This window comes from Streptomyces sp. NBC_00704 (assembly GCF_036226605.1).
Lineage (GTDB): Bacteria > Actinomycetota > Actinomycetes > Streptomycetales > Streptomycetaceae > Streptomyces.
Genome location: NZ_CP109000.1, coordinates 4,959,792 through 4,984,389 on the forward strand (window position 1 = coordinate 4,959,792; position 24,598 = coordinate 4,984,389).

The window sequence follows — 24,598 nt, forward strand, 5'->3', positions numbered from 1 at the left end:
GAGGGACAGAACAGCCATGGCTATCTTCCTGAACAAGGACAGCAAGGTCATCGTCCAGGGCATGACCGGTGCCACGGGCATGAAGCACACCAAGCTCATGCTGGCGGACGGCACCAACATCGTCGGCGGCGTGAACCCCCGCAAGGCGGGCACCTCCGTCGACTTCGACGGCACCGAGATCCCGGTGTTCGGCACGGTCGCCGAGGCGATCGAGAAGACGGGCGCGAACGTGTCCGTCCTCTTCGTGCCGCCGGCCTTCGCGAAGGCCGCCGTCGTCGAGGCGATCGACGCGGAGATTCCGCTGGCCGTCGTCATCACCGAGGGCATCGCCGTCCACGACTCGGCCGCGTTCTACGCGTACGCCGTGTCGCAGGGCAACAAGACCCGGATCATCGGCCCGAACTGCCCCGGCCTCATCACGCCGGGCCAGTCGAACGCCGGCATCATCCCGGGCGACATCACCAAGCCGGGCCGCATCGGCCTGGTGTCGAAGTCCGGCACGCTGACCTACCAGATGATGTACGAGCTGCGCGACATCGGCTTCTCGTCCGCCGTCGGCATCGGTGGCGACCCGGTCATCGGCACGACGCACATCGACGCGCTCGCCGCGTTCGAGGCCGACCCCGACACCGACCTGATCGTCATGATCGGTGAGATCGGCGGCGACGCCGAGGAGCGGGCCGCGGCCTTCATCAAGGACAACGTGAAGAAGCCGGTCGTCGGCTACGTCGCGGGCTTCACCGCGCCCGAGGGCAAGACGATGGGCCACGCCGGCGCCATCGTCTCGGGTTCCTCCGGTACGGCCGCCGCGAAGAAGGAGGCCCTCGAGGCCGCCGGCGTCAAGGTCGGCAAGACGCCGACCGAGACGGCGAAGCTGGCGCGCGAGATCCTCGCCGCGGGCTGAGCCCCGCACCGCCGAACGTCAGTGGGCCCGCCTCCCTCGTGGAGGCGGGCCCACTGACGTCGCGCCCCCGGCCGGGCCGGCGCTCATCTCGGTTCGGGGAGCATCCGCTGGGGGCCGTGGCCCGTCGTCGAGCGCAGCTTCGCCCGCAGTCTCAGTTCCGCGCCCGAGAGCGGGCCCGGCACGGACCGCGGTGGCACGCCCCGCACGGTCGCGCCCGGCGGCACGGGAGGTTCGTACCGCGTGGGGGCCGTGCGCAGGGTCAGGGCCGTCGCGCCGATGATCACGACGGTGGACGCGATCGCCGCGCGCGTCCAGAAGGCGGCCCGCTGCTCGCTGCCCGTCCGCACCGCGGACGCCCTGGCCGCGCGCAGCCGCTGGGCGGACGCCGCCTCCGCGAGCCGCCGGTGCAGCAGGGCCGGGTCCGCCAGTTCGGGCAGCCGCGCGGCGATCTCCTCCCGCGCGCGCAGCAGCCGGTTCGCCGTCGCCGGTGTGCTCGCCTCGGCCTCGGCGGCCGTCTCGGGCAGGTCGAGGCCGACGCCGTCGTAGAGCAGGAGCGTGCGGCGGCACGGTGCGGGGAGGGACAGGAGGACGTCGAGCAGGGCGCGGTCGGGCGCGTCTGCTGGAGGAGGTTCCGGATGGCGGTAGCGGGGGCGGAACCGGTGCCAGGGGGAGAGCGCGTACTCGTAGGCCGTGGCCCGCACCCAGCCCGCCGGGTCGCGGTCCACGGCCACCTCGGGCCAGCGCTGCCAGGCGGTCTGGAACGCGCGCTCGACCGATTCACGCGCGAGGTCGCGACGGCCGCAGAGCAGATAGGCCTGCCGGACGAGCGCGGGGGCGCAGAACGCGTAGAGCGCGTCGAAGGCCTGAGCGGGCGTCAGGGCGGCACGGGCGGGGGGAGGCCCCGGCTCGGTCCCCGCCTCGGCGGCTGCGACGGTCCCCGCGTCGGCGGCTGTGACGGCTCCTGCGTTGGCGGACGGGATGGTGTCAGCGTCGGCGGGTGTGACGGTGTCGGCGTTCGCGTCGGCGTTCGCGTCGGCGGGTGTGGAAGCAGGCGCGGGGGCGTGCGTGTCGGCGCGCGCCGGTTCCGGGTTCGCGCCGGGTGGTTGCGGGCGGCTGCCGGGACGTACCGTCACCGGCGGTCGAGGCGCGGCCTCCTGGGTGTCCGTCACCTGGCCCGCCGTGCCAGCGCTGCCCGCCTGCCGCGTCACGAGATGCCCCTTCGCCCGAAAAAGTACATAAACGCATATTGAGCGACACAGCGGTGGTTCGCCTGTTACGACGGGAAAGCGCGTGTCGTTGGGAGCATGGCCGTCGTGATCCAGATGACCGCTCGTCGACTGTCGTTGCCGCCCCTGCGCACCCGGATGCGCGACCGATCTCCCGGACTGGCCGCGGGCCTGCTGGGCGGGGTGCTCGCCGCCGGACTCGGACTCGCTTCGTTCGCCGTGCTCGTGATGGTGCTGTGGATCAGCTCCCCCTATCCCGACAGCGGGCCCGGCGGCGCGCTGCACGTCGCCGCGGCGCTCTGGCTGCTGGCCCACGGCGCGGAACTGGTCCGGGTGGACACCCTCTCCGGCGTTCCTGCCCCGGTCGGCGTCACACCGCTGCTGCTGCTCGTGCTGCCGGTGTGGCTGGTGCGGCGCGCCGCACGGGACGCCGTGGACGGGGGCGACGGCGAGGACGGCGGCGCGGACGACGACGTCCCCGTGAGCGGCCGCGCGGTGTGGGCCGGCGTGGTGGCCGGCTACCTCGCGGTCGGCGCGGGCATCGCCTGCTACGCGGCGTCCGGCGGAGCCCTGCGGCCCTCATGGGGGTGGACGGCGTTCTGCGTGCCGGCGGTCGCCGTGCCGGCCGCCGGGGCGGGGGTGTGGTCGGCGCTCGGCCGCCCGCGCGAGCCGGTGGACAGCGTGCCGGTCGTGCTGCCGCGAGGCCTGCGACGGCTGTTCCCCGGAGCCGACGGACGCGAGCGGCTCGGCGCGGCCGGGCGGGCCGCCGGGGCCGGTGCCGGGGTGCTCCTCGGGGGCGGGGCCCTGCTGGTGGCGGTGTCGTCGGTGTGGCACCTGGGCTCGGCCCGCGCGGCGTTCCTCCAGGTGACGGAGGGCTGGTCGGGGCGGTTCGCGGTGCTGCTGCTGTGCGTGGCGTTGGTGCCCAACGCGGCGGTGTGGGCCGCCTCGTACGCCCTCGGGCCGGGGTACGCCCTCGGCGTGGGGCACGCGGTGGCCCCCCTGTCCTCCGCCCCCGCTCCCTTTCTGCCGCCGTTCCCGCTGCTGGCGGCGGTGCCGGAGGCGGGGGGCGGGACGCCCTGGAACTGGGCGACGGGGGTGACGCCGCTCGCGGCCGCGGTGACGGTGGGGGTCTTCGTGGCGCGGGCCGGGGGAGCGGCCGGGGCGGGCGGAGGCACGGGCGGAGGCACGGGCGCGGTCGGGTGGTCGCCAGGGAGGACCGCCGGGGTCGTCGTGCTGGCGGGGGCCGGGTGCGGGGTGCTGATGGGCGCGCTGGCGGGGATGGCCGGCGGGCCCCTCGGGGTCGCCGCGCTCGCCCGGTTCGGGCCGGTGTGGTGGCAGGTCGGGGGTGCGGTGGTGCTGTGGGTCGTGGGGGTGGGCGTGCCGGTGGCCCTGTGCGTGCGCGGGTGGTGCGGCTGGCGGCGACGGAGGGCGTCCGGGGGGGAGCCGGGCGGGCGGCGAGGTTCGCGGGACCGGTCGAACTCGGGAGGCCCGGCGGGCTCGGAGGCCGCGGGGCTGTACGACTTCTCGTCGGCCGAGGCGGGCGAGGCGGGCGGTGCCCAGGTGACGGCGGAGCACGGGGAGGTCGTCGAGGCGACTCCGCCCTACGGGGCGGTCGAGAGGGGCGGGCTCGTCACCGCGTTCGCGGACGCCGAGCCGCTTCCGCCCGCCGTCCCCTTCCCCTTCCCGGGGCCGGACGCGTCCGCCGGTCCACTGCCGTTCACCGGGCCGAACGCGTCCGCCGGCCCACTCCCGTTCACCGGGTTCGCCGCACCTGCCGCGCCCGTCCCGTACGCCCAGGCCCCAGCACCCGTCGAGCCCATCGAGCCCATCGAGCCCGTCGAGCCCACTGGATCCGTCACTGCGACCACCCCCACCGTCCCCGTCGCCCTCACCGCCCCAGCCACCTCCGTCGGCTGGGAGACCGCGGCGTCGGAGACCGGCGAGCCGGAGGAGTGGGAGAGGGCCAGGGAGGCCCGGTGGGCCGCGTTGCGGGAGGCGGGGGAGGACGGCGCGGGCGGCGCGGACGGTACGCAGCCGCGGCGGTGACACCGCGGACCCACTCCCGCCGCACTCACCGCCCCGGCGGCCCTGCGCACCCGACACGCACCGCTCCCGCTACCCCCACGCCCCCGCCGCACGCACCGCCCGACGGCCTCCGTGCCCCGCGGTCCCGCAGTCTCGGCGCTCCGGACGGCCTCCGTGTCCCGCGGTCCCGCAGTCTCGGCGCTCCGGACGGCCTCCGTGTCCCGCGGTCCCGCAGTCTCGGCGCTCCGGACGGCCTCCGTGTCCCGCGGTCCCGCAGTCTCGGCGCTCCGGACGGCCTCCGCGCCCCGCGGTCCCGCAGCCTCCGCGCTCCGGACGGCCTCCGCGGCCCGCGGTCCCGCAGTCTCCGCGGTCCCGCGGCCTCCGCGCCCCGCGCGCGCCCCGCGGCCTCCGCTTGCCCGGCTGCCTTCGCGCACCCGGTGCGTCAGGCGTTCGCACCCCGCGCGTCAGGCGTTCGCGCCCCCGGTGCGTCAGGCCTTCGCGCGCCCGGTGCGTCAGGCGTTCGCGCCCAGGATGTCTCTGAGCTGCTTGGGGAGGAGGTCGTCGCAGGACTGCTTCGCCTCGTTGGTGAGGGCGTCGTTGGTGCACGTGTAGTAGTCGTTGTAGACCAGGTGCGCGGTGAAGCTGGCGGCGACCATGGCCAGTGCCAGGGAGGCGGTGACCAGGCCGGTGATGGCGGCGGTGCGTTGGGGGCGGCCGCTCGTCTCGGGGGCGGGCGGGGCGTCCGGGTCCGGGGTGCGGGGCTTGGCGCGCAGGGCGCTGATGCCCCAGTTCAGGGCGAGCGCGCCGAGCAGCAGGGCCACGTAGGGCCAGCCGAAGAGGACGAAGAAGAAGGCCCACATGCCGCTCAGGAGGGCGTAGCGCGCGTGGCGCTGGGCGGGGTCCGTCGGGTCCCAGCGCTTGCCGGGATCGCCGCCGGGGCCGCTCGGGCCGCCGTTCTCGGGGTTGCCGCCGGGGCGCTCGCCGAAGCCGCCGGGGGAGCGGCCCGGCTGCCGGTCGCTCCACTGGCCGCCCCACGGGGAGCGTCCCTCGTCGGGTTCGCCGCCCGCCGGTCGGCGGGGCTGCCACGGGCGGTCGGGTGCGCCCTCCGGCGGCGGCGCGAAGGGGTTGTCGTCCTCGGGCGGCTTGTTCTCGTCCGACGGGGCGTCCGCGGGAGAGGCGGGGCGCTCTCGCAGCAGCACGACGCCGCGCTCCCCTCCCTGCGGTGACTGCGGGGGGAGCGTGAGCAGTCGCAGACTGCGGTCCGGCATCAAGTGAGCGTCTTCCCCTAGGTGATACGGCTGTCTGGCCTGAACGGATGTGGCTGTCACTCCGGGAACGCGCCGCACGGCGGCCGCGTTCCCGATCACGCCCGCGTCCCGTTCCTCGCAGACGCTACCTCCCGGCCACGCCCCCGTCCCGTGGGGGCCGTCCGGTGTGCCGGTATCGTTGCTGGCGGTCGGCTGCTTCGTAGGCTTCCCCGTATCCGGGGGCGCGATGCATTCGTACGAAAGTACAAGCCCGCGTGAAGTCCGCGTACGCCCACCGCCTTGTACGTGCTTCCCCGAGAAAGGGCCTCACCGTGGCCGCCAAGCCCGTGGCCAAGCGCCTCGTCGTGCTGGTCTCCGGATCCGGTACGAATCTCCAGGCGCTCCTCGACGCCGTCGCGACCGCGGGCGTCGACGCCTACGGCGCGCAGGTCGTGGCCGTCGGAGCCGACCGCGGGGGCGTCGAGGGTCTCGCCCGGGCCGAGCGGGCCGGCATCCCCACCTTCGTCTGCCGGGTCAAGGACTTCGGAAGCCGTGAGGAGTGGGACGCCGCGCTCGCGGAGGCCGTGGCCGCCCACGAGCCGGACCTGGTGGTGTCCGCCGGGTTCATGAAGGTCGTGGGCAAGGAGTTCCTCGCGCGGTACGGCGGGCGGTTCGTCAACACCCACCCCGCTCTCCTCCCCAGTTTCCCGGGAGCCCACGGTGTGCGCGACGCGCTCGCGTACGGCGTGAAGGTCACCGGCTGCACCGTCCACTTCGTCGACGACGGCGTCGACACCGGACCGATCATCGCCCAGGGCGTGGTCGAGGTCCGGGACGAGGACGACGAGAGCGCTCTGCACGAGCGCATCAAGGAAGTCGAGCGAAGGCTGCTCGTCGAGGTCGTGGGGCGGCTCGCCCGCAACGGCCATCGCATTGAGGGACGAAAGGTAGTTATCCAGTGACCGCCGAGAGCACTGTCACGGCCGAGAGCGACAAGCGGGACATCCGCCGCGCGCTCGTCAGCGTCTACGACAAGACCGGTCTGGAGGAGCTCGCGCGCGGGCTGCACGAGGCCGGCGTCGAGCTCGTCTCCACCGGGTCCACCGCCTCCCGCATCGCCGCCGCCGGCGTTCCCGTCACCAAGGTCGAGGAGCTGACCGGCTTCCCCGAGTGCCTGGACGGCCGGGTCAAGACCCTGCACCCCAAGGTCCACGCCGGCATCCTCGCCGACCTGCGCCTCGAGGACCACCGGCGGCAGCTCGACGAGCTGGGCGTCGCGCCGTTCGACCTCGTCGTCGTCAACCTCTACCCGTTCCGCGAGACCGTCGCGTCCGGCGCGAGCCCCGACGAGTGCGTGGAGCAGATCGACATCGGCGGGCCCTCCATGGTCCGCGCCGCCGCCAAGAACCACCCGTCGGTCGCCGTGGTCACCAGCCCGGCGCGGTACGCGGACGTCCTGGCGGCCGTGCAGGGCGGCGGCTTCGACCTGGCCGCGCGCAAGCGGCTGGCCGCCGAGGCGTTCCGGCACACCGCCGAGTACGACATCGCCGTCTCCTCCTGGTTCGCGTCCGCGTACGCGCCCGCCGACGACTCCCCGTTCCCGGGCTTCCTCGCCACCAGCCTGGAGCGCGCGCACACCCTGCGCTACGGCGAGAACCCGCACCAGCCCGCGGCCCTCTACACGGCGGGCACCGGCGGACTGGCGGAGGCCGAGCAGCTGCACGGCAAGGAGATGTCGTTCAACAACTACACGGACACGGACGCCGCGCGCCGTGCCGCGTACGACCACGACGAGCCCGCCGTCGCGATCATCAAGCACGCCAACCCGTGCGGCATCGCGGTCGGCGCGGACGTCGCCGAGGCGCACCGCAAGGCGCACGCCTGCGACCCGCTGTCCGCGTTCGGCGGTGTGATCGCCGTGAACCGGCCGGTCAGCAAGGAGATGGCCGAGCAGGTCGCGGAGATCTTCACCGAGGTCATCGTCGCGCCCGACTACGAGGACGGCGCGCTGGAGGCCCTCACCAAGAAGAAGAACGTCCGGGTGCTGCGCTGCCCCGACGGCCCCGCCCACCCCGTCGACGTCAAGCCGATCGACGGCGGCGCGCTGCTCCAGGTCGCCGACCGCCTCCAGGCCGAGGGCGACGACCCGGCCAACTGGACGCTGGCGACCGGCGAGGCGCTCTCCCCGGCGGAGCTGGCCGACCTGGCGTTCGCCTGGAAGGCGTGCCGGGCCGTGAAGTCCAACGCCATCCTGCTCGCCAAGGACGGCGCGTCGGTCGGCGTCGGCATGGGCCAGGTCAACCGGGTCGACTCGGCGAAGCTGGCCGTCGAGCGGGCCGGCGAGGAGCGGGCGCGCGGCGCGTACGCGGCGTCCGACGCCTTCTTCCCCTTCCCGGACGGTCTGGAGGTCCTGGTCGAGGCGGGCGTCAGGGCCGTGGTGCAGCCCGGCGGCTCGGTCCGCGACGAACTGGTCGTCGAGGCCGCGAAGAAGGCCGGCGTGACGATGTACTTCACGGGGACGCGGCACTTCTTCCACTGACGCGCAGATGCCGTGCCGGGACCTTCCGGCACGGCATCTCCGTGCGCGGCCTCGTCTCGGCGAACGCGCCCGGCCACGATCGTCAGGCGACCGCCGCCGTGGGAGTGGCTTCGCGGGCATTACCCGGGCCGGGCGCGGGACGCCGATCGAGGCCGGTCGGGCGGGCCGCCGTACGCGGTCGACGTCGGCCCGGCCCTGGTCCCGCCGTCAGGAGCCGACGGCCGTGAGACGAGCGCTGCCCGCGGGCCGGATCAGCACTTGTAGTGCTTGACGTCGTTGAAGAGCCCCGTGTAGCTGATGGAGACTTCCACGCAACGCTTGTGGTCCACGGCGTACTGCCACACCCGCTGGATCCTCTTGATCACCGCCGTGCCCAGTCCGGCGCAGCCGACCGCTGCCACCGGGTTGATCAGGACGCCGCACAGGGCGACCGCGGTATCCGCGTACTGCACCTTGTTGTTCAGGCGCTTGACCTCGGCCTTGTTGAACTTGATGTAGATGTTCCAGCCGTAGCCGACGGACGGATCGGCGACGACGGGGAAGGCCGTGTCGGCAGTGGTGTTCACCGTCTGCACGAGCGAACCGCCGTCGATGCGGTAGGAGGTCGGCACGGCCTCTCCGTGGGCGTCCTTCGCCCATGGCGCGGCTATGGATCCCAGCACCGTCGTTCCCTGGCTCCCCGGCCTGGTGATCAGGTATCCGCCGTTCCCGTCCGCCATCAGCTCCGTGTCGGCCGGAAGGCCGAGCCCGAAGCGGTACTCGTGCGGAGCGCCGCTGTCCTTGAGGGTGACCAGCGCGCGTGCGCCCCCGTCCGCCGTCGCCTGGACCGCGAGATCGGTCGACGGGGCAGCGTCCGTGTACACGACGGTGCCGGCGCCGGCCTTGACGCCGGCGACCTTCTTCGTCTCGGGCAGGCTCAGGCGGAACGACGTGCCGTCGGCCGCGGTGGACTGCACGTAGCCGCCGGAATCGGCGGGTGCGGTGACGGCCACGGAGTTCGACTCGGAGCGGACGATCGCGTGGGCGGCGCTGCCGGGGGCGACGCTGGAGGCGGCCAAGTCGCCCGTGCCGGTGGCTCGTTCGACCACCGCGGCGGCGCGTGCGGCCGCGTCACCCTCTGTGTCGGCGATAGCGGGGGACGCCGCGGAGAGCACGGCGACCGCGGTGAGGACGGACGTTCCGGCCAGCACGCCGGTGCGAACCCTGCGTCGCTCGAAGATGTTCAACTGTGAGATCTCCCGTTTCGCGGGAGGAGGAAGGCATGCCAACGCCGCCGACCACCCCCGTGTTGAAACGACAGCCGTTGGTCATCGGCTGTCGGACACCCGCTGGTCAGGCGGATGACAAGAGGAGCCAATCACTGGCCAATGGCTAACGTCAAGTCACGGCCTATGTACACAGAGGCATACGGGCGTCGGTGGCCTGGGATGACGGACTGGGCCGGCCCCCCCGCACAGCGGGGGACCGGCCCAGTCCGGAGTGCTCCGAGACGCTTAGTAGCGCGGGCGGTTGAACCAGGCGGCACCCGAGGGTGCGATCATCGCCGCTGCCATCACACCGCCGAAGCCGATCCACAGCAGCGCCCAGATCAAGGCCGCGGAGGAGCCGGCGTTCGCCGAGCCGATGAGGATGAGGAGACCGAAAACAGCACCGAGGATCCCGTAGATCATTGTGGTGATGCGAATCCCCTGCCCACCACGGGAGAACTTGACCCCCAACGTGATCGACAGCGCGGCCAGGCCCAGGAACAGCAGCGCGACGACAAGGATGATGCCGGCCCCGGCGTGCCCGATGTCGGAGAAGCCGTTGTCGCCGAAGGTGTCCTCGCCGGCGTTGGAGGCGTCGTTGAGCGTCGCGGCGCCGAAGATCGCGAAGAATCCGATGAGGACCTGCACGCCCGCCACGATGTAGAGCAGGACGCGCGCGGTCGTCATCAGGCCGGGCATCGACTGCGGCATCGCATTGTTGCCGGGGTACGCGCCGTACGGGGGCTGTTGCGGGTATCCGTAGCCCTGCGGCGGGCCCTGAGGCGGATAGCCGTAGTTCGGCGCGGCCGGCGGCTGTTGAGGCTGCGGCGGGCCGTAGGGGTTGTTCGGGTCGCCGAAACTCATGGCGGTCCTTCCTCCGTGTGCACTCGAGTGCGGGGACGCGGCCTGGCTCGGAGGAAGGTTCTACAGATGCGGTTCGTCCCCCCGGTACTGCCCGCGGCACTGTGACGTCAATCGTTCTGCAATGGCCGGTTTGTTGTCCAGCCGCATTCCGCGGCATTCCGCAGGCGTTGTGCAAGTGCAACATCATCGATCACGTCCGCGCACGTCAGATGGGCGCCGCGGCCTCGTACGGGTTCACCCGGATTGGAACCGGGGGGCCGTCATCCGGGAGGATGGTGCCATGACCGCCCAGATTCTCGATGGCAAGGCCACCGCAGCCGAGATCAAGACCGATCTGACCGCCCGCGTGGCGGCGCTGAAGGAGAGGGGCGTCACGCCCGGCCTCGGCACGATCCTCGTCGGCACCGATCCCGGCAGCCAGAAGTACGTCGCCGGAAAGCACCGCGACTGCGCGGAGGTCGGCATCGCCTCCATCCAGCGCGAGCTGCCCGCCACGGCCAGCCAGGAGGAGATCGAGGCGGTCGTCCGCGAGCTGAACGACGACCCGTCCTGCACCGGATACATCGTGCAGCTCCCGCTGCCCAAGGGCATCGACGAGAACCGCGTCCTGGAGCTGATGGACCCGGACAAGGACGCCGACGGCCTGCACCCGATGAACCTCGGCAGGCTGGTCCTGAACGAGCCCGGCCCGCTGCCCTGCACCCCCAACGGCGTGCTGACGCTGCTGCGCCGGCACGGCGTCGAGATCAACGGGGCGGAGGTCGTGGTCGTCGGACGGGGCGTCACCATCGGCCGGTCGATGCCGCTGCTGCTGACCCGGCGCAGCGAGAACGCGACGGTGACCCAGTGCCACACCGGCACCCGGGACCTGTCGGCGCACCTGAGGCAGGCCGACGTCATCGTCGCGGCCGCCGGATCCCCTCATCTGATCCGCGCGCAGGACGTCAAGCCGGGCGCGGCCGTCCTGGACGTCGGCGTCTCCCGCAACGCCGAGGGCAGGATCGTCGGCGACGTCCACCCCGACGTGCGCGAGGTGGCCGGCTGGATCTCCCCCAACCCGGGCGGCGTCGGCCCGATGACCCGCGCCCAGCTGCTCGTCAACGTGGTGGAGGCGGCGGAGCGCAGTGTCGGCTGACGGCGCCTCCGGAAAGGCCGGGGACAGGAACGTGACGGGCGACGACGCCGACGAGATCGAGGTCCGCGACCCGGTCAGCGCGCCGGACGCGGACGGCGTGCCGCGCCGCACCACCCGCCGCTTCCCGAAGTTCACCCGGGACACCGCACGCCCCGAGGGCGCGGGCCGGGCCGCGCCGGGCGACGCCCTGGCCGCCCGGCAGTGGCCGATCATCGCGGTGCTGGGCGTCGTGGCGCTCGGGCTGCTGCTGACGGCGCTCGACGTGTTCCGGGTCGGCACGATCCTGATCGGCGTGGGCCTGCTCGCCGGCGCGGTCCTGCGCTGGCTGCTGCCCGGCGTCGGGATGCTCGCCGTGCGCTCCCGGTTCACGGACATCGTGACCTACGGCGTGCTGGGCACCGTGATCGTCCTGCTGGCGCTGATGGCCCAGCCCCACCCGCTGCTTCAGATCCCGATCCTCAAGGACACCCTGCACTTCACCGTCAGCAGCGGCTGACCGCAGGCGCACGACGGCGGCCCGTCCCCATCCCCCGAGGAGGACGGGCCGCCGACGCGTTCCACGTTCTCCCACCGCGAACGCGCAGTTCAACGCCCCGCCGGACGCTGTGGCACGGAAGTGACCGTTCCGCTACGGCGTGCGCGAACCGCCACAGCCGGCCCGCGCGGGAACCGTCCGGCCGCCCGTCGTCGTCCCCCCAACGGACCGAAGGGGAGGTGGGCGGGATGGGCGCCTGGCAGCCGCTGCCGGACGGGCTGCCGTCGGAGGTACGGCACTTCGTGGAGCAGATGCGGCAGCTCAAGGACGGCACGGGGCTCAGCCTGGCCGCGCTCGGCGCGCGCACCGCGTACAGCAAGTCGTCCTGGCAGCGGTATCTCAACGGCGTCCAGCCGCCGCCCCGGCAGGCCGTCGTCGCGCTGTGCAGGGTGGCGGGACTGGCCGGCGCGGAGGCCGAACGCCACGTCGTGCGCTGGGAACTGGCCGTCGAGGCATGGCCGCGGCCGGCGCCCGCGAACCCGGCCGCGGAGTACGAGGAGGATCCGACGCTGCCCTGGTGGGACCGCCTGGAGGAGGCGCCCGCCCCGCCTCCCGCGCCCCGGCCCGCCGGACGGCTCCTGCTCTACGCGGTGCTGCTCCTGCTCGCCCTGCTGACGACGGCCGTCGGTGGAGCGGTCGCCTTCGGCTGAGGCGTGCGGGCCCGACGGCGCGCCCCCGGCGCGGGTCCTGCTTTGACAGTTCGGGCGGGTGTCCCGAATCGTCGTCCCATCGGGTCCTGACACGACCCACGGGACTCAGCGCACGAGAGGGTGGCCGATGCCTCGCTGGAAAGCCCTGCCGGACGAACTCGACCCCCAGGTGAGGGAGTTCGTCGAGGTGATGCGACGGGTCGTGGACGGGGCGGGGCTGAGCGTCGCGGCGGTGGCGGACCGCACCGGCTACGGCAGGCCCTCCTGGGAGCGCTATCTGCACGGACGGCTGCTGGCGCCCAAGGGCGCGGTCGTGGCGCTGGCCGAGGTCACCGGCACGCCCGTGGTCCACGTGGTCACGCTGTGGGAGCTGGCCGAGCGGGCGTGGAGCGATGCGGAGACCCGGCAGGCGCACGGGGCGGCGGCGACCGCCGGGACGCTGCCCGCCCGCGCCCTGCCCGGACGGTTCGGGCCGCCGCCCCCGCCGCTCCCGTCCGGCGGAGGGACGTCGGGGCCGGGGAAGCGGACCGGTGGCGCGGGCCGGCGGCGGACGGCGCTGCTCCTCGCCGCGGTCGTGGGCGCGGCGGGCGTCGCGGCGGGCGCGTTCCTCCTCACCGGCGGCCGCGACCCGCAGCCGCCGGGCGCCGTCGGGTCGCCCTCGCCGCCGGCCGTCACCTCCCGCGTGCTGCCGTCCGGGGTGCGGTGCGGCGGATCCGACTGCACCGGCCGGGACGCGGAGACGGCGGGGTGCAGCGGCGGCCTCGCGGCGACGGCGACGACCGCGACGGTCGGCGCGACCCGCGTCGAGGTCCGCTACAGCCGCGTCTGCGGGGCGGCCTGGGGCCGGATCACGCCGGCCGGGCCCGGCGACACGGTGACGGTGACCGCCGGCTCCGTGCGGCGCACCGGACACGTCTCGGGGCCCGGCGCCACGATCGCCTACACGCCCATGGTGGCCGTGAACAGCGCGGACGAGGCGACGGCCTGCGCGGTGCTGGCCTCCGGACAGCAGGGCTGCACGCCCTGACCGGGCGCGTGCGGCGGCCGTGGGCGACCCCGGAGAAAAAACGGGCGCGCGCAGGCATGGCCGCGCCGTTCGCGGGCACGCGAGACGTACCCCCACGGGATCCCGGCGCGACCCGGTTCCCCCCACGGCGGCCGCTCGGTCTCTCCTCTCCCGGACCGACGGCCGCCGCTCTTCGTGGCGGGGCTCGTCGCGGGATCGTGGCGGGGCGGTGGCAGGAAGAACCGGGTGTCCCGTACGCGGAAGTCCACTCTGTGGGACGGGCCACACGACCCCGGACGCCCGGGACCCCGGATGCGCGATAGCCTGACCGCTGATTGGATCTCTTGATACCAAGAGATCGATCATCTGTACGTCCCACCCGGGGCAGGGACGCCCCACCGACAGCTGTCATACGGAGAACGCCATGACCCGCACTCCCGTGAACGTCACCGTCACCGGCGCGGCCGGCCAGATCGGTTACGCCCTGCTCTTCCGCATCGCCTCCGGCCAGCTGCTCGGCGCGGACGTGCCGGTCAAGCTGCGCCTGCTGGAGATCACCCCGGCGCTCAAGGCCGCCGAGGGCACCGCCATGGAGCTGGACGACTGCGCCTTCCCGCTCCTTCAGGGCATCGACATCACGGACGACCCGAACGTGGCCTTCGACGGCGCCAACGTGGCGCTCCTCGTCGGCGCCCGCCCCCGCACCAAGGGCATGGAGCGCGGCGACCTCCTGGAGGCCAACGGCGGCATCTTCAAGCCGCAGGGCAAGGCCATCAACGACCACGCCGCGGACGACATCAAGGTCCTCGTCGTCGGCAACCCGGCCAACACCAACGCGCTGATCGCCCAGGCCGCCGCCCCGGACGTACCGGCCGAGCGCTTCACCGCGATGACCCGCCTCGACCACAACCGCGCGCTGACCCAGCTCGCGAAGAAGACGGGCTCGACGGTCGCCGACATCAAGCGCCTGACCATCTGGGGCAACCACTCGGCCACCCAGTACCCGGACATCTTCCACGCCACGATCGCCGGCAAGAACGCCGCCGAGGTCGTCAACGACGAGAAGTGGCTGTCCGAGGACTTCATCCCGACCGTCGCCAAGCGCGGCGCGGCCATCATCGAGGCCCGCGGCGCGTCCTCGGCCGCCTCCGCCGCCAACGCGGCCATCGACCACGTGTACACGTGGGTCAACGGCACCGCCGACGGCGACTGGGCCTCCATGGGCATCCGGTCCGACGGCTCCTACGGCGTCCCGGAGGGCCTCATCTCCTCCTTCCCGGTCACCACCAAGGACGGCAAGTACGAGATCGTCCAGGGCCTGGACGTCAACGAGTTCTCCCGCGCCCGCATCGACGCGTCGGTGCAGGAGCTGTCGGAGGAGCGCGAGGCGGTTCGCGCCCTCGGCCTGATCTGAGCCCGAACGCACGCGATCCCCGGACGGCACGACCGTCCGGGGATCGCTGCGTTCAGCTCCGCGTTCAGCTCCGCTTGAGCGAGCCCACGAAGCGCGTCCACACGCCGAGTTCGAACACGAGGACCCCGCGCCCGGGGTCCTTGCTGTCGCGCACGGGGACGACGGCGGGGTCGCCTTCGGCGACTTCGAGGCACTCACCGCCGGTGGTGTTGCTGTGGCTGGACTTGCGCCAGGTGGCGTGGCTCAGGAAGTCGTCGGAGACTTCGACGCAGTCACCGCCGGTGGTGTTGCTGTAGCTGGACTTGCGCCAGGTGACATTGCTCAGGTCAATGGCTCGCACGGCACTTCCTCCAACATCTGCGTGACGAACTTTCGCGACTCGACCGGGGGAAGCGCCAGGTCGCGTACTGCATCATAGGTGCGCTGCAAGAACTCAACCCGGCTGCTTTGTTCGATGAGTTCGCCGCGCAGGTCGTTCTCGGTGTACGCCAGTGTCGTGCCGTCCGGCATCCGCAGAAACTTCACCGCCGTGTTCATCAGGCCGTGAGGGCCTGCGCTGAACGGGAGCACCTGAATTCTGATGTTCGGCCGTTCCGACGCTTCCGCCAGGTGCTCCAACTGCTCCCGCCAATCCTGCGGGTTGCTCAACTGCGTGCGCAGGACCGCCTCCGACAGGATCACGCGGAACGGCGGTGCCGCGCTTCCCTCCAGCAACTTCCGTCGCCCCATGCGCGCTTCGACCTGCTGATCCAGTTCTTCCCCCAACAGCCCGCCAGCGGTGAGCGCTTCGCGTGCGTAGGCGGGAGTCTGAAGCAGGCCGGGGGGTGCGGAGACCGCGTAGTGCCACAGGCTCAGCGCCTCCGCCTCCAGGTCCATGTATCGCCGGTACTGCTCGCGGAACTGACTGTTGTCCCCCATGGCCACTTCCCACAGGGCCAGCAGCAGTCCCGGCGTTCCGTAGTGCGTGTCCAGGGCCTCGACCACCTCGGGGCTGCCGAGGTTGGCCCCGCTCTCCATCTTGCCGAGCGTCGACGCGTCCCACCCCAGCCGCTCGGAGAGCTCCCGCAGGCTCTCGCCGCGGGCGTTGCGCAGCAGGCGGAGTTCTTCCGCGAAGCGTTTGCGCGGCTGCTGGCTTCGTCCCGTGACGACTCGTCTCGCGGGCATGGTGTCCCCTTGGCGTGGCTCGGCGTGGCGGTCCGGACACGTAGAGTAATTCAACTCTCGGTGGGATTCAGGCCGTTGTCGAAGCTCTGACGGCGGGCCGGCGCGCACGCGCGGCTGCGGGGCGCGGTGCGGGACGTGATGGCGGACGGCGGGGACGCGGGGTGAGGGCCCGAGGTGGGGGCCTTGTGTCCGTATGGTGAGCGAACCGTCACCATCGCGCCCGAATTGGTAGGTTTCGTCCATCCTGGCAGTGACTCGGCGCACTTCAGGCAGGGGATTGCGCATGCAATGGAGGGTTCGGGGCATGCGGACGCGGTCCCCGGCAGCGACCCACGGGTGACACAGGGGGACGGAACAGGAACGGAAGGCAACACCGATCATGGCCGACACGACGGAACAGACGGAACAGCGGGAGTGCCGGACGATTCACGCGGGCGGTGAGTGGCGGACCGCCGCCTCCGGAGCCACCCGGGAGATCCTCGACCCGGCGGACGGCCGCCCCTTCGCGGTGGTCGCCGAGGGCGACGAGAAGGACGCCGACCTGGCGATCGCGGCAGCCCGCGCCGCCTTCGACGAGGGCGACTGGCCGCGCACCCCGGCCGTCGAGCGCGCCGCACTGCTGCGCCGCGTCGCCGACCTCCTCATACGCGACCGCGAACGGCTCGGTCTGCTGGAGAGCCGTGACGCGGGCAAGACCCTCGAAGAGGGCCGGGTGGACATCGACTGCGTGGCCGACGCCTTCCGCTACTTCGCGGGCCTCGTCGCCGCCGAGGCGCCGGGCCGGGTCGTGGACGCGGGCTCGCCCGACGTCCACAGCGTCGTCGTCCACGAGCCCGTCGGCGTGTGCGCGCTGATCACCCCCTGGAACTACCCGCTCCTCCAGGCGAGTTGGAAGATCGCGCCCGCGCTCGCCGCGGGCAACACGTTCGTCGTGAAGCCGAGCGAGATCACCCCCCTGACCACGATCGCCCTCATCGACCTGCTCGCCGAGGCGGGACTGCCCGCGGGCGTCGCCAACATCGTCACCGGTCCCGGGCACACCGTCGGCGCCCGGTTCGCCGAACACCCCGACGTCGACCTGGTCTCCTTCACGGGCGGACTGGTCAGCGGCGTCAAGGTCGCGCAGGCGGCCGCCCCGACCGTCAAGAAGGTCGCCCTCGAACTCGGAGGCAAGAACCCCAACGTGGTCTTCGCCGACGCCTGCGCCACCGACGAGGGCTTCGACACCGCCGTCGACCAGGCCCTCAACGCGGCCTTCATCCACAGCGGCCAGGTCTGCTCGGCGGGCTCGCGGCTCATCGTCGAGGAGTCCGTCCGCGACCGCTTCGTCGGCGAACTCGCCCGCCGCGCCGCGGGGATCCGCCTCGGACGCGGCACCGAGGACGGCGTCGAGTGCGGCCCGCTCGTCTCCGCGCAGCAGCGCGCCAAGACCGAGGAGTACGTGGCCTCCGCACTCGCCGAGGGCGCCGTGCTGCGCACCGGCGGCCGCCGCCCCGACCCCGCGCCGGAGCGCCCGGAGAGCGGCTACTTCTACGAGCCCACCGTCCTCGACCGCTGCCACCGCGAGATGCGCGTCGTGCGGGAGGAGGTCTTCGGGCCGGTCCTCACCGTCGAGACCTTCCGCACCGAGGACGAGGCCGTGGCCCTCGCCAACGACACCGAGTACGGCCTCGCGGGCGGCGTGTGGACCGCCGACGCCGGCCGCGCCCGGCGGGTCGCCGGCCGGCTGCGCCACGGCACCGTCTGGATCAACGACTTCCACCCCTACCTGCCGCAGGCGGAGTGGGGCGGCTTCGGAAAGAGCGGCGTGGGCCGCGAACTCGGGCCCGCCGGGCTCGCCGAGTACCGCGAGACCAAGCACGTCTACCAGAACCTCGCGCCGCGGCCCGTCCGCTGGTTCGCCGGCTGACCGCCGCGCCCCGGACAGCCCGCTCACCCCGCCCCCTCGCATCGAACAGACTTCGCACGCCCCTGGAGTACCCCCCATGCCACAGACCTCACCCGTCTACGACTACGTGATAGTCGGCGGCGGAACCGCCGGTTCCGTCATCGCCTCACGGCTCACCGAGAACCCCGACGTCACCGTCGCCGTCATCGAGGGCGGCCCCAGCGACGTCGGTCGCGACGACGTCCTCACCCTGCGCCGCTGGATGGGCCTGCTCGGCGGCGAGCTGGACTACGACTACCCCACCACCGAGCAGCCGCGCGGCAACTCCCACATCCGGCACAGCCGCGCCCGCGTCCTCGGCGGCTGCTCCTCGCACAACACCCTCATCGCGTTCAAGCCGCTGCCGTCCGACTTCGACGAGTGGGAGGCGGCCGGCGCGACCGGCTGGGGCGCGGTCCCCATGGAGGCGTACTACGCGCGTCTGCTGAACAACATCGTCCCGGTCGACGAGAAGGACCGCAACGCCATCGCCCGCGACTTCGTCGACGCCGCGCAACAGGCGACCGGAGTGCCCCGCGTCGAGGGCTTCAACGCCCGGCCGTTCGACGACGGCGTCGGCTTCTTCGACCTCGCCTACCACCCCGAGACCAACAAGCGCTCGTCCGCCTCCGTCGCCTACCTCCACCCGGTGATGGACGAACGGCCCAACCTGACGCTCCTGCTGGAGACCTGGGCGTACCGGCTGGAACTGGACGGCACGCGCGCGCGGGGCGTGCACGTGCGCGCCGCGGACGGCACGGAGAGCGTCGTGCGGGCCCGGCGCGAGGTCGTGCTCTGCGCGGGCGCCGTCGACACGCCCCGCCTGCTGCTGCACTCCGGCGTCGGCCCCAAGACCGACCTGGACGCGCTCGGCATACCCGTCGTCCACGACCTGCCCGGCGTCGGCGAGAACCTCCTCGACCACCCCGAGTCGGTGATCGTCTGGGAGACCCACGGGCCGCTCCCGGAGAACTCCGCGATGGACTCCGACGCCGGCCTGTTCGTGCGCCGCGACCCCGCACACGCGGGCCCCGACCTGATGTTCCACTTCTACCAGGTCCCCTTCACCGACAACCCGGAACGGCTCGGCTACGAACGCCCCGCGCACGGCGTGTCGATGACCCCCAACATCCCCAAGCCGAAGTCCCGCGGCCGGCTGTACCTCCAGAGCGCGGACCCGGCCGTCAAGCCCGCCCTCGACTTCCGCTACTTCACCGACGAGGACGACCACGACGCCCGCACCCTCGTCGACGGCATCCGCATCGCGCGCGAGATCGCGAGGACCGAGCCGCTGGCCGGCTGGCTCAAGCGCGAGGTCGCCCCCGGCCCGCACCTCACGGGCGACGAGGAGCTGAGCGAGTACGCGCGCAAGGTCGCGCACACCGTGTACCACCCGGCGGGCACCTGCAAGATGGGCGCCGCCGACGACGAACTGGCCGTAGTGGACCCCCAGTTGCGAATCCGTGGACTGGAAGGCATCCGCATCGCGGACGCCTCCGTGTTCCCGACCATGACAGCCGTGAACCCGATGATCGGCGTGCTGATGGTCGGTGAACGGGCCGTGGACCTGATCGGAGGCGATGCCTGATGAGTACCGACCTGAGCACCGCAGCGAGTACCCCCGCGAGCGTCGAGACACGCCCGCCGGTCTTCTCGGTGGACGGCCTGTGGAAGGTGTTCGGCCCGAAGGCCGACACCGTCCCCGCCGACCCCGAGCTGACCGCACTGCCCCCCGCCGAACTGCGTGAGCGCACCGGCTGCACCGCCGCCGTCCGGGACGTCTCCTTCGACGTGCGCAAGGGCGAGGTCTTCGTCGTCATGGGCCTGTCCGGCTCCGGCAAGTCCACCCTCGTGCGCTGCCTGACCCGGCTCATCGAGCCGACCGCCGGCACCATAGCCATCGAGGGCGAGGACGTGCGCGCCATGGACCGCGCCACGCTGCGCGAACTGCGCCGGCACCGCGCCGCGATGGTCTTCCAGCACTTCGGCCTGCTCCCGCACCGCACCGTCGTCGACAACGTCGCCTACGGCCTGGAGATCCAGGGCGTCGGCAGGTCCGAACGCCGCGAACGCGCCCAGGAGGTCGTCGAGAAGGTCGGCCTCGAAGGCATGGAGCACCGCAGGCCCAGCGAGCTGTCCGGCGGCCAGCGCCAGCGCGTCGGACTGGCCCGCGCGCTCGCCGTGGACCCCGAGGTCCTGCTCTTCGACGAACCGTTCAGCGCGCTCGACCCGCTGATCCGGCGCGACATGCAGGAGGAGGTCGTCCGGCTGCACCAGGAGGAGGGCCGCACGATGGTCTTCATCACCCACGACCTCAGCGAGGCCCTCAAGCTCGGCGACCGCATCGCCCTCATGCGCGACGGCGAGGTCGTGCAGCTCGGCACCCCGGAGGAGATCGTCGGCTCGCCCGCCGACGACTACGTCCGCGAGTTCGTCCGCGACGTCCCGCGCGAACAGGTCATGACGGTCCGCCGGGCCATGCGCCCCGGCGAGTGCGCCGGCCCCGGCCACCCCGGCGCCGTCGCCGCCGACGCGGTCGTCGCCGACGCGATCCAGGTCGTGTCGCGCAGCCACCAGCCCGCGTGCGTCGTGCAGGACGGCCGGTGTCTGGGGGTCGTCGATCACGAACGGCTCCTCGACGTCGTGGCCGGAACGGAGCTCCGCAAGGAGGCGGTCTGACATGGCGACCGTCACCGCAACCGCCCCCCGGGCCTTTCTGCCGGGCATCCTCAAACACCGCGCCGCCGCCAAGCTCGCCCTGCTCGCGCTCGCCGCGGCGGTCCTCGTCCCGCTCGCCGACGCCCGCTGGTCCAGCGGCAGCTGGCCCGCCGCCCTCACCGTCGACCTCACCGAGCCACTGGGCAGGGTCAGCACATGGATCATCGACAACCGTGACAGCCACCCGCTGTTCCTCTACGGCTTCGGCTACGTCAGCAACGCCGTCGTGCTCTGCGTGCGCGCCGTCTACGTCGTGCTGCTCGCCGCCGGCTGGGCGGGCGTCACCGCCGCCTCCGCGCTGATCGCCTGGCGGGTCGCCGGGGTGCGGCTCGGGCTCGGCACCGCCGCCGCCTTCCTGACCTGCGGACTGCTCGGCATGTGGATCCCGACCATGCAGACGCTCGCGCTGATGGTCGTCGCGGTCCTCGTGTCCGTCGCCGTCGGCGCCCTGCTCGGCCTGGCCTCCGGGCTGTCGGACCGGATGGACCGCGTCCTGCGGCCCGTCCTGGACACCATGCAGGTGCTGCCCGCGTTCGCCTATCTCCTCCCCGTGGTCCTGGTCTTCGGCATCGGCGTGCCCGCCGCCGTCCTCGCCACCGTCGTCTACGCCGCCCCGCCCATGGCCCGGCTCACCTCGCTCGGCCTGCGCGGCGCCGACAAGGAGGTCCTGGAGGCCGTCGAGTCGCTCGGCGCCACCTCCCGCCAGCGCCTGCTCACCGCGCGCATCCCGCTGGCCCGCAAGGAACTCCTGCTCGGCCTCAACCAGACGATCATGATGGCGCTGTCCATGGCGGTCATCGCCTCCGTGATCGGCGCCGGCGGCCTCGGCGACCGCGTCTACCAGGCGCTCGCCTCGGTCGACGTCGGCGCGGCCCTCGCCGCCGGCATCCCGATCGTCCTCCTCGCCGTCGTCCTGGACCGGGTCACCGGCGCGGCCGCCGACGGGCAGGGCGACACCGGCTCGAGCACGGGACTGTCCCGGCGCGCCGGATGGGCCTGCGCGCTCGCCGCCGCCGTGGCCGTGGCGCTCGCCGCACGGTTCGCCGGCCGCCTCGACTGGCCCGGCTCCTGGTCGCTGAACATCGCCGAGCCCGTCAACCGGGCCGTGGACTGGATGACCGACCACCTCTACTCCGGAGTCCCCGTGATCGGCGGCACCGCCGACTGGGCCGGACACTTCACCACCTGGGTCCTCGACCCGCTGCGCGACGGCCTCCAGGCCCTGCCGTGGTGGTCGGTGCTGCTGATCGTCGCCGCGCTCGCCTGGGTGATCGGCACCTGGCGGACCGCGCTCACCGCCGTCCTCGCCATGGCCGCGATCGGCGTGCTCGGCGTGTGGAAGCCCTCGCTCGACACGCTCTCGCAGGTCCTCGCCGCGGTAGCCGTCACCCTCGTCCTGGGCTTCGCGACCGGCGTCGCCGCCGCCCGCAGCGACCGCTTCGAACGCCTCCTGCGGCCCGTCCTCGACGTCTTCCAGACGATGCCGCAGTTCGTCTACCTGATCCCGGTCGTCGCGCTGTTCGGCGTCGGCCGCGCGCCCGCCGTGGCCGCCGCGGTCGTCTACGCGCTGCCCGCCGTCGTCCGCATCACCACCCAGGGACTGCGCCAGGTCGACCCGGCCGCCCTGGAGTCGGCCCGCTCGCTCGGCGCGAGCAGCGGCCAGCAGATCCGCCAGGTGCAGCTCCCGCTCGCCCGCCCGGCCCTGCTCCTCGCCCTCAACCAGGGCGTGGTCCTGGTCCTCGCCGTCGTCATCATCGGCGGCCTCGTCGGCGGCGGCGCCCTCGGCTACGACGTCGTCTTCGGCCTCGCCCAGGGCGACCTCGCCACCGGTCTGGTGGCCGGCGCGGCCATCGTCTGCCTCGGCCTGATGCTCGACCGGGTGACCCAGCCCACCGAACGCCGCGCCAAGAAGGGAGCGTGACATGCGCATCCGTACCACCGCGACCGTGGCAGGCGCCTGCGCGCTGCTCCTGCTGACCGGCTGCGGCGCCGCCGACATGACCAAGCAGGCCTCGCCGTTCGCCAACGCGCAGGGCGCCAAGTCCCTCACCCTGTCCGTGCAGTCCTGGGTGGGCGCCCAGGCCAACGTGGCCGTCGCCCAGTACCTCCTGGAACACGAGCTGGGCTACCGCGTCGACACCGTGCAGGTGGACGAGGTGCCCGCCTGGGACGCGCTCAGCCAGGGCCGGGTCGACGCCATCCTGGAGGACTGGGGCCACCCCGACCAGGAACAGCGCTACGTCAAGGACAAGAAGACGATCACCCCCGGCGGCGGCCTCGGCGTCACCGGGCACATCGGCTGGTTCGTGCCCACGTACTTCGCCGAGCAGCACCCGGACGTCACGAACTGGAAGAACCTCGACAAGTACGCGGCCCAGCTGCGCACCGCGGAGAGCGGCGGCAAGGGCCAGCTCATGGACGGCTCGCCCTCCTACGTCACCAACGACAAGGCGCTGGTGAAGAACCTGGACCTCGACTTCCAGGTCGTGTTCGCCGGTTCGGAGGCCGCCCAGATCACGCAGATGCGTCAGTTCGCCAAGGAGAAGAAGCCCTTCCTCACCTACTGGTACTCGCCGCAGTGGCTGTTCGAGAAGGTCCCGATGACCGAGGTGAAGCTGCCCGCCTACAAGGAGGGCTGCGACGCCGACCCGGCGAAGGTGGCCTGCGCCTACCCGCACACCCCGCTCCAGAAGTACCTCAACGCCGACTTCGCGAAGAACGGCGGCAAGGCGGCGGCCTTCCTGAAGAAGTTCAAGTGGACCACCGAGGACCAGAACGAGGTGTCCCTGATGATCGCCGACCAGAAGCTCACACCCGAGGACGCGGCGAAGAAGTGGGTGGACGGGCACACCTCCACCTGGAAGGCGTGGCTGTCCTGAGCCGGAAGGACGGCCTCGGGCGAGTCCCGAGCTGATCTCCCGGAGGGCGGCAGCCGCGGCTCCGTGACGCGGCCGCGGCTGCCGCCCGCCCCGCTCAGGGCGTGTAACCGCCCGGCGGGATGCGCCGGGCGACCATCACCCGGTTCCAGCTGTTGACGGCGGTGACCAGCGCGACGAGATGCGCCAGTTCGGCGGCCGCGAAACGGCGGCCGGCCTCCACGTACACCTCGTCCGGCACGAACCCGTCCGTCAGGACCGTCACGGCCTCGGTCAGCGCGAGCGCGGCCCGCTCCCGCCCGTCGAAGACGTCCCCCGCCTCCTCCCAGCCGCTCAGCATGTCCAACTGCCGCTCGCTCACGCCCTGTTCACGGGCGATCGCGAGATGCATGTCCAGGCAGAACGCACAGTGGTTGAGCTGCGAGGCGCGGATCATCACCAGCTCGGCCAGCGCGGGATCGCCGAGCCCCCGCTTCGCCGCCGCGCTGAGCGCGGACATCGCCCGGCCGACCTCCCGGTCCAGGAGGCTCGTGCGGCTCACGCGTGCTGCCCCGGCCGGTGGTTCCCGGGCACCAGCCGGCAGGTCACGCCGAACCGGTTCCACGCGTTGATCACCGTGATCGCGGCGATCAGCTGCGCCAGCTCGGGCTCCTCGAAGTGCCGGGCGGCGTGCTCGTACACCTCGTCGGACACGAAGCCCGTCGTCAGCACGGTCACCGCCTCCGTCAGCGCCAGCGCGGCCAGCTCCCGCTCCGTGTAGAAGTGCTCCGACTCCTCCCACGCGCTGAGCTGGACGATCCGCTCCACGCTCTCGCCCGCCGCGAGCGCGTCCTTGCTGTGCATGTCGACGCAGAGCGCGCAGCGGTTGATCTGCGAGGCGCGGATCTTCACCAGCTCCAGCAGCTTCGGGTCGAGGCCCTCACGGGCGGCGGCGTCCAGCCGGACCATCGCCTTGAAGACCTCGGGGGCGTGCGCGGCCCAGTCGAGCCGGGGGGTGTGCGCGGGGGCGTAGCGGACCGGCCCGTCCGGGGTCGCGGTGTCGGCCGCCGGGGCGGCGGGGGCGGTGGCGCCGGTCGTGGTGTTCTCGCTGGTCGTGGCGGGTGTCTTCGTCGTCATGATGC

22 protein-coding genes are annotated in these 24,598 nt (G+C 72.9%); 14 read left to right on the forward strand and 8 right to left on the reverse strand.

Going from position 1 to position 24,598, the window contains the following annotated elements:
- The first annotated feature begins 16 nt into the window (after window positions 1-16).
- Complete coding sequence (gene sucD / locus OG802_RS21745; protein ID WP_329412857.1) at window positions 17-904, forward strand: succinate--CoA ligase subunit alpha; 888 nt, start codon at window positions 17-19, stop codon at window positions 902-904.
- Between the two features lie 83 nt (window positions 905-987).
- Here the strand turns inward: sucD and OG802_RS21750 are convergent, their stop codons facing one another.
- Window positions 988-2,112 carry an RNA polymerase sigma factor gene (locus tag OG802_RS21750; protein ID WP_329412859.1) on the reverse strand — a complete coding sequence of 375 codons (1,125 nt, stop codon included), beginning with the start codon at window positions 2,110-2,112 and terminating at the stop codon, window positions 988-990.
- Window positions 2,113-2,208: 96 nt separating this feature from the next.
- Here OG802_RS21750 and OG802_RS21755 point away from each other — a divergent pair, with 96 nt between their 5' ends.
- Complete coding sequence (locus OG802_RS21755; RefSeq protein ID WP_329412860.1) at window positions 2,209-4,176, forward strand: cell division protein PerM; 1,968 nt, start codon at window positions 2,209-2,211, stop codon at window positions 4,174-4,176.
- Between the two features lie 491 nt (window positions 4,177-4,667).
- Here OG802_RS21755 and OG802_RS21760 read toward each other — a convergent pair whose 3' ends face one another.
- Window positions 4,668-5,423, reverse strand: coding sequence for a hypothetical protein (locus OG802_RS21760; RefSeq protein WP_329412862.1), 756 nt, complete (start codon window positions 5,421-5,423; stop codon window positions 4,668-4,670).
- 311 nt (window positions 5,424-5,734) lie between these two features.
- On the opposite strand from OG802_RS21760, the gene purN reads away from it, so the two are divergent.
- Together purN and purH are read left to right on the forward strand one after the other, a co-directional pair.
- Window positions 5,735-6,364, forward strand: a complete 630-nt coding sequence (purN, locus tag OG802_RS21765; RefSeq protein ID WP_329412863.1) for a phosphoribosylglycinamide formyltransferase — start codon at window positions 5,735-5,737, stop codon at window positions 6,362-6,364.
- Window positions 6,361-7,941 (forward strand): bifunctional phosphoribosylaminoimidazolecarboxamide formyltransferase/IMP cyclohydrolase, encoded by a 1,581-nt coding sequence (purH, locus tag OG802_RS21770; RefSeq protein ID WP_329412866.1) that lies wholly within the window; start codon window positions 6,361-6,363, stop codon window positions 7,939-7,941. The genes purN and purH overlap by 4 nt, the downstream gene beginning before the upstream one ends.
- A gap of 251 nt (window positions 7,942-8,192) precedes the next feature.
- Here purH and OG802_RS21775 read toward each other — a convergent pair whose 3' ends face one another.
- A complete protein-coding gene (locus OG802_RS21775; protein ID WP_329412869.1) occupies window positions 8,193-9,167 on the reverse strand; it encodes a hypothetical protein in 975 nt (324 codons plus the stop codon).
- Between the two features lie 267 nt (window positions 9,168-9,434).
- On the reverse strand, window positions 9,435-10,052 hold the full coding sequence (locus OG802_RS21780) for a hypothetical protein (protein ID WP_329412871.1): 618 nt from the start codon (window positions 10,050-10,052) through the stop codon (window positions 9,435-9,437).
- Window positions 10,053-10,332: 280 nt separating this feature from the next.
- Between OG802_RS21780 and OG802_RS21785 the strand changes: the two genes are divergently transcribed.
- The 5 genes from OG802_RS21785 to OG802_RS21805 all read left to right on the forward strand — a co-directional run bounded on the left by OG802_RS21785 (window position 10,333) and on the right by OG802_RS21805 (window position 14,792).
- A complete protein-coding gene (locus OG802_RS21785; RefSeq protein ID WP_329412872.1) occupies window positions 10,333-11,187 on the forward strand; it encodes a bifunctional methylenetetrahydrofolate dehydrogenase/methenyltetrahydrofolate cyclohydrolase in 855 nt (284 codons plus the stop codon).
- Between the two features lie 31 nt (window positions 11,188-11,218).
- A complete protein-coding gene (locus tag OG802_RS21790; RefSeq protein ID WP_329412874.1) occupies window positions 11,219-11,683 on the forward strand; it encodes a DUF3017 domain-containing protein in 465 nt (154 codons plus the stop codon).
- A 227-nt stretch (window positions 11,684-11,910) separates the two neighbouring features.
- Window positions 11,911-12,372, forward strand: a complete 462-nt coding sequence (locus OG802_RS21795) for a helix-turn-helix domain-containing protein (RefSeq protein WP_329412875.1) — start codon at window positions 11,911-11,913, stop codon at window positions 12,370-12,372.
- A gap of 127 nt (window positions 12,373-12,499) precedes the next feature.
- A complete protein-coding gene (locus OG802_RS21800) occupies window positions 12,500-13,399 on the forward strand; it encodes a helix-turn-helix domain-containing protein (protein ID WP_329412876.1) in 900 nt (299 codons plus the stop codon).
- Between the two features lie 403 nt (window positions 13,400-13,802).
- Window positions 13,803-14,792, forward strand: coding sequence for a malate dehydrogenase (locus OG802_RS21805; RefSeq protein ID WP_329412877.1), 990 nt, complete (start codon window positions 13,803-13,805; stop codon window positions 14,790-14,792).
- Window positions 14,793-14,856: 64 nt separating this feature from the next.
- On the opposite strand, the gene OG802_RS21810 is transcribed toward OG802_RS21805, so the two are convergent.
- Complete coding sequence (locus tag OG802_RS21810; RefSeq protein ID WP_329412879.1) at window positions 14,857-15,132, reverse strand: DUF397 domain-containing protein; 276 nt, start codon at window positions 15,130-15,132, stop codon at window positions 14,857-14,859.
- Window positions 15,114-15,956, reverse strand: a complete 843-nt coding sequence (locus OG802_RS21815) for a helix-turn-helix domain-containing protein (protein WP_329412881.1) — start codon at window positions 15,954-15,956, stop codon at window positions 15,114-15,116. The genes OG802_RS21810 and OG802_RS21815 overlap by 19 nt, the downstream gene beginning before the upstream one ends.
- A 379-nt stretch (window positions 15,957-16,335) precedes the next feature.
- Between OG802_RS21815 and OG802_RS21820 the strand changes: the two genes are divergently transcribed.
- From OG802_RS21820 to OG802_RS21840, 5 genes are all read left to right on the forward strand, one after another.
- Window positions 16,336-17,865 (forward strand): aldehyde dehydrogenase family protein, encoded by a 1,530-nt coding sequence (locus OG802_RS21820; RefSeq protein WP_329412883.1) that lies wholly within the window; start codon window positions 16,336-16,338, stop codon window positions 17,863-17,865.
- 76 nt (window positions 17,866-17,941) lie between these two features.
- Window positions 17,942-19,471, forward strand: a complete 1,530-nt coding sequence (locus OG802_RS21825) for a GMC family oxidoreductase (protein WP_329412884.1) — start codon at window positions 17,942-17,944, stop codon at window positions 19,469-19,471.
- The gene (locus tag OG802_RS21830) at window positions 19,471-20,562 is read left to right on the forward strand and encodes a quaternary amine ABC transporter ATP-binding protein (protein ID WP_329412886.1); all 1,092 of its coding nucleotides are present in this window, start codon (window positions 19,471-19,473) and stop codon (window positions 20,560-20,562) included. Before OG802_RS21825 ends, OG802_RS21830 begins: the two co-directional genes overlap by 1 nt.
- Before the next feature lies 1 nt (window position 20,563).
- Window positions 20,564-22,522 (forward strand): ABC transporter permease, encoded by a 1,959-nt coding sequence (locus tag OG802_RS21835; protein WP_329412888.1) that lies wholly within the window; start codon window positions 20,564-20,566, stop codon window positions 22,520-22,522.
- Window position 22,523: 1 nt separating this feature from the next.
- The gene (locus tag OG802_RS21840; protein ID WP_329412890.1) at window positions 22,524-23,480 is read left to right on the forward strand and encodes an ABC transporter substrate-binding protein; all 957 of its coding nucleotides are present in this window, start codon (window positions 22,524-22,526) and stop codon (window positions 23,478-23,480) included.
- 94 nt (window positions 23,481-23,574) lie between these two features.
- Here OG802_RS21840 and OG802_RS21845 read toward each other — a convergent pair whose 3' ends face one another.
- Both OG802_RS21845 and OG802_RS21850 read right to left on the reverse strand, forming a co-directional pair.
- The gene (locus OG802_RS21845) at window positions 23,575-24,018 is read right to left on the reverse strand and encodes a carboxymuconolactone decarboxylase family protein (RefSeq protein ID WP_329412893.1); all 444 of its coding nucleotides are present in this window, start codon (window positions 24,016-24,018) and stop codon (window positions 23,575-23,577) included.
- The gene (locus OG802_RS21850; RefSeq protein WP_329412895.1) at window positions 24,015-24,593 is read right to left on the reverse strand and encodes a carboxymuconolactone decarboxylase family protein; all 579 of its coding nucleotides are present in this window, start codon (window positions 24,591-24,593) and stop codon (window positions 24,015-24,017) included. The genes OG802_RS21845 and OG802_RS21850 overlap by 4 nt, the downstream gene beginning before the upstream one ends.
- Between the last annotated feature and the right edge of the window lie 5 nt (window positions 24,594-24,598).